Origin of the sequence: Micromonospora sp. NPDC048169 (assembly GCF_040652815.1) — a bacterium.
Taxonomy (GTDB): domain Bacteria; phylum Actinomycetota; class Actinomycetes; order Mycobacteriales; family Micromonosporaceae; genus Micromonospora.
The window spans coordinates 49,654-56,342 of sequence record NZ_JBEZMS010000034.1 but is presented as its reverse complement, the minus strand read 5'-3'; the positions used below and the strand labels follow the sequence as shown (position 1 = coordinate 56,342).

General features: G+C 65.9%; 8 protein-coding genes. All 8 read right to left on the bottom strand.

Translation table 11 applies throughout. From position 1 onward, the window contains the following. Positions 1-189 precede the first annotated feature (189 nt). Positions 190-543, bottom strand: coding sequence for a hypothetical protein (locus AB0D28_RS24085; RefSeq protein WP_357389175.1), 354 nt, complete (start codon positions 541-543; stop codon positions 190-192). Between the two features lie 66 nt (positions 544-609). Continuing rightward, on the bottom strand, positions 610-801 hold the full coding sequence (locus tag AB0D28_RS24080) for a hypothetical protein (RefSeq protein WP_357389173.1): 192 nt from the start codon (positions 799-801) through the stop codon (positions 610-612). Positions 802-883: 82 nt separating this feature from the next. Beyond that, complete coding sequence (locus AB0D28_RS24075) at positions 884-1,012, bottom strand: hypothetical protein (RefSeq protein ID WP_357389171.1); 129 nt, start codon at positions 1,010-1,012, stop codon at positions 884-886. A 251-nt stretch (positions 1,013-1,263) separates the two neighbouring features. After that, on the bottom strand, positions 1,264-1,698 hold the full coding sequence (locus AB0D28_RS24070) for a hypothetical protein (RefSeq protein ID WP_357389169.1): 435 nt from the start codon (positions 1,696-1,698) through the stop codon (positions 1,264-1,266). 146 nt (positions 1,699-1,844) lie between these two features. Further along, entirely contained in the window at positions 1,845-2,552 is a 708-nt protein-coding gene (locus AB0D28_RS24065; protein ID WP_357389167.1) for an ABC transporter ATP-binding protein, read from the bottom strand. A 2-nt stretch (positions 2,553-2,554) separates the two neighbouring features. Next, complete coding sequence (locus AB0D28_RS24060) at positions 2,555-5,395, bottom strand: FtsX-like permease family protein (protein ID WP_357389165.1); 2,841 nt, start codon at positions 5,393-5,395, stop codon at positions 2,555-2,557. Then, positions 5,395-5,856, bottom strand: coding sequence for a hypothetical protein (locus AB0D28_RS24055; protein WP_357389163.1), 462 nt, complete (start codon positions 5,854-5,856; stop codon positions 5,395-5,397). The genes AB0D28_RS24060 and AB0D28_RS24055 overlap by 1 nt, the downstream gene beginning before the upstream one ends. Positions 5,857-5,931: 75 nt before the next feature. After that, positions 5,932-6,465: a hypothetical protein gene (locus AB0D28_RS24050; RefSeq protein WP_357389161.1), complete on the bottom strand. Its 534-nt coding sequence runs from the start codon at positions 6,463-6,465 to the stop codon at positions 5,932-5,934. Positions 6,466-6,689: the final 224 nt, after the last annotated feature.

The window sequence follows — 6,689 nt, the reverse complement described above, 5'->3', positions numbered from 1 at the left end:
ACCCGCTACGACAAGTTAGCCGTCCGCTTCCAGGCCGTCCTGACCATCACCATCATCTGCGAGTGGCTCTGACCGGCTTATGAAACACGCCCTAGCAGGCAATCTTGAACCTCTGCTTGCTTCTTGCGAGTTCCTCGGGCAGCGGGCGGCGACGGCAGCGCCGTACAGCGGCGGTGCCTGAGGGCTGCGTCAGTCGTCCTCGACGATCGGTTCGGCCCACGCGGCGTGGTGGAACTGCCATGTCTGCCGGAGGCCGTCCGCCTCGGCCCGTGCCGGGTTCAGGGGCGCAGTGATCAAGTGCCGGCCCGGAGGGACAATGATGACTTCTCGCCGGACTCTCTTGGTGTGGCGGATCCGGTACCTCAGACCCTCCACGTTCACGACACCGCACTCGTCGCCCGGTTGATCCAGCGAGGTCGACTCCACAGTCACCGACCAACCCTCCTTGTCGGCTCTGTAGAGCCACACCTCGAAGGCGCGGTGCTTGCCCTGCTGTTCTGACACCCGAGCGATGATCTCGATCGGGTCGATGCGGTCGTCCATGAGCGTCCTTCGGGCCGGCGAGGAGAACAGCGAAGGCACGCTACCTCCCCGGCGGACGGCCCGGTGCTACTGGTCCTCGTCATCGTCTCGCATCAGGCGGTCCAGATCCTCGGGACGCATCCGCTTGATCTGGGTCTCCAACTTGCGGCTGTAGTGACGGTCGTTCGGATTCATCCCGTTGCGAGACCGAGAGCTGCGGCCGTACTCCTTGAGGAAGCCGCCCAGCTCCCGGCGCATGCGTTCCCGGCGGCCCGACATGAGCGTCACTCTAGGGTCCGAAGGTCCGGCGACGCCTTTCAATAACCGCTACCGGCATCGACCGCACCTGTGAGCCGAGCCGTCACTGCCGGGCGTTGCCCGGCCGGTGTTCGGCGTCCTGGTCGTCGGCGTACGCGGTGGCTTCGAGCGGCCAGGTCGTGCCGAACAGGCGTTCTGCCTCCAGGAGATCGGATCGAAGCTCTACGAGCAAGCATGCGGGCTCGTACCGCCTACCTAGAAGAGGGCGCCTCGCTTGTCACCGGCTGAGAGGCTGAGCCGCCGCCAGCACAAGGCGTCTGGCCCTGTTCCATCGAACGCACGTTCAATCCGGAACGGCCGCCGGCGATGCGATCCGACAGTTGATGTCGACGCAGCTCCGCGAGGTGATGTGCAACAGAATCCAGCAAGCCAGCGGCGACAGGATGTCGGTCGTGGTGGGCACTACCGGCCGGCCCTCAGCTCCTAGGTGGGCTCGTTCCGTAGCTGTCTGTGGAGCTGACCGGTGGTGTTGACCACTGCGACGAAGCCGAACACCTCAATCCGATCGACGTCGAAGCTTCCCGTGACGATCGGCGGTGGCGCGTAGGCGTAGATCTGACTGGCGTCCAGGTGGAGCCCGCGCCGCTGGTATGCGCCCATGGCGAGGGGGGCCAGAAGATACCGGTCCTGGCCATCCTCGGTGTCCAGCTCGGCAGTCAGGTCGGCACGGGAGCCCCACCCCCGTATGAGCTGCCCTTCGAAGGTGTCGAGGAACCACCACGCGCCGTCGGCAGACTCAAGGAACACATCACCAAACAGCGAGGTGAACCGCGCGGCCTTCCCGTCGAGATCCAGCCATGCCCATGACTCCAGCGCCGCAGCGAATTCCCGCTCACTGAACTGCTTGGTGAGTTCCACCGCGACATTGGATCATGCACCTGCTCAGGCTGCCTCCAGCGGTGGCAACAGCCGGCGCTTCTGGCCGGCTCGCCGCAGCAACCGCTTGACGCCGCGTCGGCGGACCTGCGCCGCGTTTGACCCCGGCAGGATGCCTGCGCCGGTGATCAGTCAGGAGAGGGAGCGGTCAGTACCGCCCCGTCCGCCATGCGGATCACCTGCGCGCAGGACCGTGCGATCTCATGGTCGTGCGTCACGATGAGGAGGGTTACCTGACGTTCATGACACGTGCGTGTCAGAAGTTCCAGAATCATGGCCCCGCTGGCGCTGTCGAGATTGCCGGTGGGCTCATCCGCCAGAATGACGCTCGGGTCTGTGACGATCGCACGGGCGATGGCGACGCGTTGCTGCTGGCCCCCAGACAGTTGCGATGGGAGGGCGCCCGCGCGTTCACATAGCCCCACCTGTTCGAGCGCCTCGAATGCGAGGCTCCGGCGACGTGCGGCCTTCAGGCCGGTGCCGTACAGCGGGACCATGACGTTCTCGGCGGCAGTGAGTGCCGGGAGCAGATTAAAGCGCTGAAACACGAAACCGACGGAACGCCGGTGCCGCACCAACTCTGATGCGCGGAGCGCGGCCAGTTGCCGGGTACCCACCTGAATCGTGCCGGCGCTGGCCTTCTCGATACCTCCGATCAGGTGCAGGAGCGTCGATTTCCCGGAACCGCTCGCACCTGTCACGGCGAGGGACGTGCCACCATCAACGCGCAGGGAGACATTGTCCAGTGCGGTGGTATGCACGTCGCCCGACACGAAGTACTTGGAGACGTTCGTCAACAACACGGTCCGGTCGGGTTGCAAGACCTCCGATCCCATGCTCACCCCTCATCACACATCGTGGCAGCGGAGAGTGCCGGCGTCGCGGCGGCTGCTACCGCCCCACAGGCGCTGGTCAAGGCCACGGCAACTGCCGCCAAGACAACGACCGTGCCGATCGTCGCCCCTGACACGCCGCCGAGCGGCCATCCCACGGCGATGACGGCGCCCACAGCGCCCAGGAGAGCACCGGCTCCACCGATGATCGCCCCTTCGACGCCCGCGAGCTGTCGGATCGAACTTTCGGTCCAGCCCACTGCTCGCAGGGTGTTGATCTCCATGGCTCGCTCCCGAAGACCAACGTAGATGACATTGGCGACCGTCATCAGGCTCGTCGCCAGGAGCATCGCCATCAGGGCTGCGTCAGCGCCCGACACCCGGGCCTGCACCTCGTTGCCGAGCAGACTTCCGGTGATTGTTCCCGCGTAATCGTTCCTGATCGCCAACAGTGCCGATCCTGCGATCACCGTCAAGGCCACCGCCGTCGCCGCGGTAAGGGTGCGACCCGGCGAGCTCAGGGCGTTGGTCCAGGCGAGGCCTGCTGGCGTCGGTCGGCCTCGGGTCCGGCGTACGGACACTGCCCGGACATCTGGGGCCAGCGAAGGGTAACGACGGGCCGCGCGGAGCGCCGGAACGAGCGCGATGAGAGCGGTCATCACAGTCACGATCGCGAGTGCGGCAAGCGACGCGACCAAAGGCACGTGAAGTGCGGTGATCGCAACCAGTACCCCGCCAAGAGCAAGCGTGACGAGGCCCCCCAGAAAAGCGAGTATCGTCGCCTCGACGACCAGGAGGCCCACGACCCGACGCCGACGCCAGCCGAGGACGCTGAGGACGGCCAACTCCCGGCGGCGACCTCGCAGGTTGGCCACCATATTGCCGGCGAGGAGCCCGAAGCACATCACGGTCACCAGACCGAACAGCGTCACCGTCTTTTCGTCAGTAGCGCGTACGACGGTCAGGGCAGCGCCCTTTCGGGGCCACATCTCATCAAGGAGCACGGGTGGCCGTCCGAACTGGCCGGATGGCAGGTTGACCGACCGCACCTCAGGCGAGGAACCGAGGGTCACGTCGACCTCGAGGCCTGGAATAGCCGCGATTTGTTCCGCCACCTGAGTGACCCGCTCGCGGGAGCGTCCGTCGACACCGTCGACGTCCGACACTCGTACCCGCAGTGCCCCCACGACATCGTCGCGTCCTGTCAGCCGCACCGCGTTCTCGACGGAGATCAGGGCCGACGGTGGCAGCGCCAGATAGCTCGTCGGGTTGGAGTTCGGACCGAGGTGGACCTGCCGACCGTCGGCCAGCGCGGGAAGCCCAGCGTCGTACAGCTCGAGTGGCACAGCAGCGAACTCGGAGAACTGTCGGATTGAGTCCGGCTCGAACGTGCCCACCGTACGAACGCGCGCGGGACGCCTGACGTCCTGCGGGTCGAGGAAGGCAGGGCCGACCACGGACCGGAAAACGACGTCCCCGCTCAACAACGGTTGCAGCGCCCGGCGCCCGGTTGCCCGTTCGCCATGGTCGGACACTGCCGTGCTCCATGCGGCCGGAGGATCAGCGGAAACGGGTATGCCTTGCTGCCGGCCGTCCGGGGCGGTCGAGACGCTGGCCGGGCCGATCTTGAGACCGCGATCCAGCCGAACCTCGCTGCCCGGCGAGACCTGGGAATGGTAGACGTCCGCCAGGTCGTGCGAGGAAGTCACCTTCCGGATACTGCGAGCCGAGGTCAGCTCCGACAACAACTCGCGAGGAGGGCGCTTGACCAGATCATCTGCGTCGACCAGCGCGGTCTCGACCAAGAGCCGCTCATCGAGCGGAAGCCGTTCGGCGACGAGTGCTTGAACGATCAGCTCGGAGTCCGCCGTGGACTCTCCCACGCCACCGGCCAGGTAGCGTCCGCGTCGCACCGAGGCGGGGAGGTCGACCAGATCGGCTTCGGCGGCCGGATCGATCACACCGATCGGCAGCCACAGCGGAGTCGTCATGACGAGCTGCGGATCCGTGACGACTGCCGGGGCAGTGGGAGCGCCCGTGACTGGATCGGGCAGTTCGTTGACGCCGGTGAAATCCTTGTATCGGCCGTCCGGCAGAGCTTGGAAGACCGAAAACGTGGACATGTTCAGCTGCGGACTGCCTCGGTCGACCCCGGGCTGCGGCGCCAGGAACTGCGTGCCGCAGATGGGAACCCAATCGCCCGCGTCGGTCTTCTCAAGATAGACGTACGGCACCTGAACGTGCGCGCAGCCGAGGTCCAGAAGGTCTTCCTGCGAGAGGAGACGGTTGTCGGGCGTGGTGAAGCCCTCGCGTCCGTCGTCTGTCACGATGTGACGGGGAACCGCCACGGGGCGGGTAGTGACGTACGCGAAGCGCGGCTCGGAATCATCAACCCTGGTGAGGCCGGCATCCGCGAGCGTCGACGGTCGAACCCGGACCACTTGCTGCTCGCGGGTGCGGTCGATGATCGACGACAGGGCGATCGGTACCTCCAGGTTCACCCCGATGTACCCGAGCACCCCTGCTGGAGCGGCGGCGTCCACTCCAGCGATCGAGCTGACCGCCTTCCACTGCGCGAGGGTGATGCCGCCGTCATGTCCGATGAGATATCCCGGACGGACCAGACCGGACTCGACCTCGGAACGACTGCGCGAACCTGCGGGACGGACCAGCAGGTCGTACGCTCCTCGGGAGTTGGCGCTGACGAATTGATCGATCGCCAGTCGACGACTTTCCGACGTTCCAGCCAGGACGAGGAATCCGCTCATGACGATGACGACAGCCGCCATCGTGGTGACCAGGCGGTAGGGTCGAGCGATGCCCTGCTGGATAGCGAGCTTCAGCACTACTGTTCCACCCGCAGGTTCCATGTGAGGCCGGATGGGGCTTCGACCCGGATGCGGTACGTGGCGGGTGTGTCGATGACGATTTGATTGGCGAAAGGCGCGCCCGCCAAGTCGTCACACGGCACTGGCAGGACAGCCAGCGGCTCAATATGCAGCTTCAACGTGCCGTGGTCGCACCGACCGGTCAGCCACAGATCGCCCACCGCGACGCTGGCCTTGCCCACCGTGCGTGATCCGGTGGTGGCCGCGACGACCAGAAGTGTCGGACCGTCTCCGGCGGGCGGGGTCCCGACAATGGGCTCCGGCCGGGGCGTGGGTCGACGGGAGGTGTCCGGCGTCGGAGCGCTGCCCGTTGTCGTGGCGGTCTCCGTCGACCTGGTGCCCGCCGAGGTGCATCCGCCAAGCGCCACGGCGCACAGCGCGCCGACGACGAGCGAAGTCGACAAGGTTCGCTTGGACATGTGAACGCCCTTTCGGCCGGTGTATCGAAACCGCTCGGGTCCAGGCGTCCCAATGGACGCCTGGACCCTACGAGCTCAGATCGAGGTCTGCCACAACTTCCAGCCGACACCGGTGGGATGCTTGGCAAGGGTGATCGAGGTCGTCGCACCCGTGCAGTTGGTGTATTCGCGACCGAAAGTTCCCTTGGTCTTCCGCACGTTCACGCCGTAGGTGGCCCATTGGATCTTGTTCGCCGGGACGGTCATCGGACCGGCGGTAATTCCGGCCTTTGCCGTCAGGGTGTAGGTAGCGGCGATGCCCAGGGTGGTTGCGGCGTCCGCATTGATCACCGCAAGGCTGATGCCACCCGAAATGGTAGTCGAGTAGCTCGCGGTAACGGAGACCGAGCCGGTTACCTCCGAGGTGAAGGAGGCGCTTGTGGGTGTCGGATTCTGGTTCCGGACATAGAGCTCGGGACCGACGCGCACGTGATCGTTACCCAAGCTCGAGATGTTGTAGTAGTAGGAGTCGGCGACGCAGGCCGTGGGCCCGGCCTCCGTCGCCGAGGCCGGTGCTGCCGGGGCGGCAACGACGGCGACGAGAGCAGCGGCCATGAGCCCGGCCTGCACTGTCCTTCTCGTTACGGGTAGGATGGACTGTGTACTCACGGGACCTCCGAGGGTTTGACGTGGGAACACAGCGGCTGCGGTGTTGGCGCACCGCAGCCGCACTAAGGGCTATAGAAGCTCCTCTTTTCCCTGGCGAAACAGTAACAGAATCAATTCACGGCGGTTGTCCCGTCGCGGGACGCCGCGTCCGTCACCAGGGCCCCTTCGACGATCACCGAGCCCGT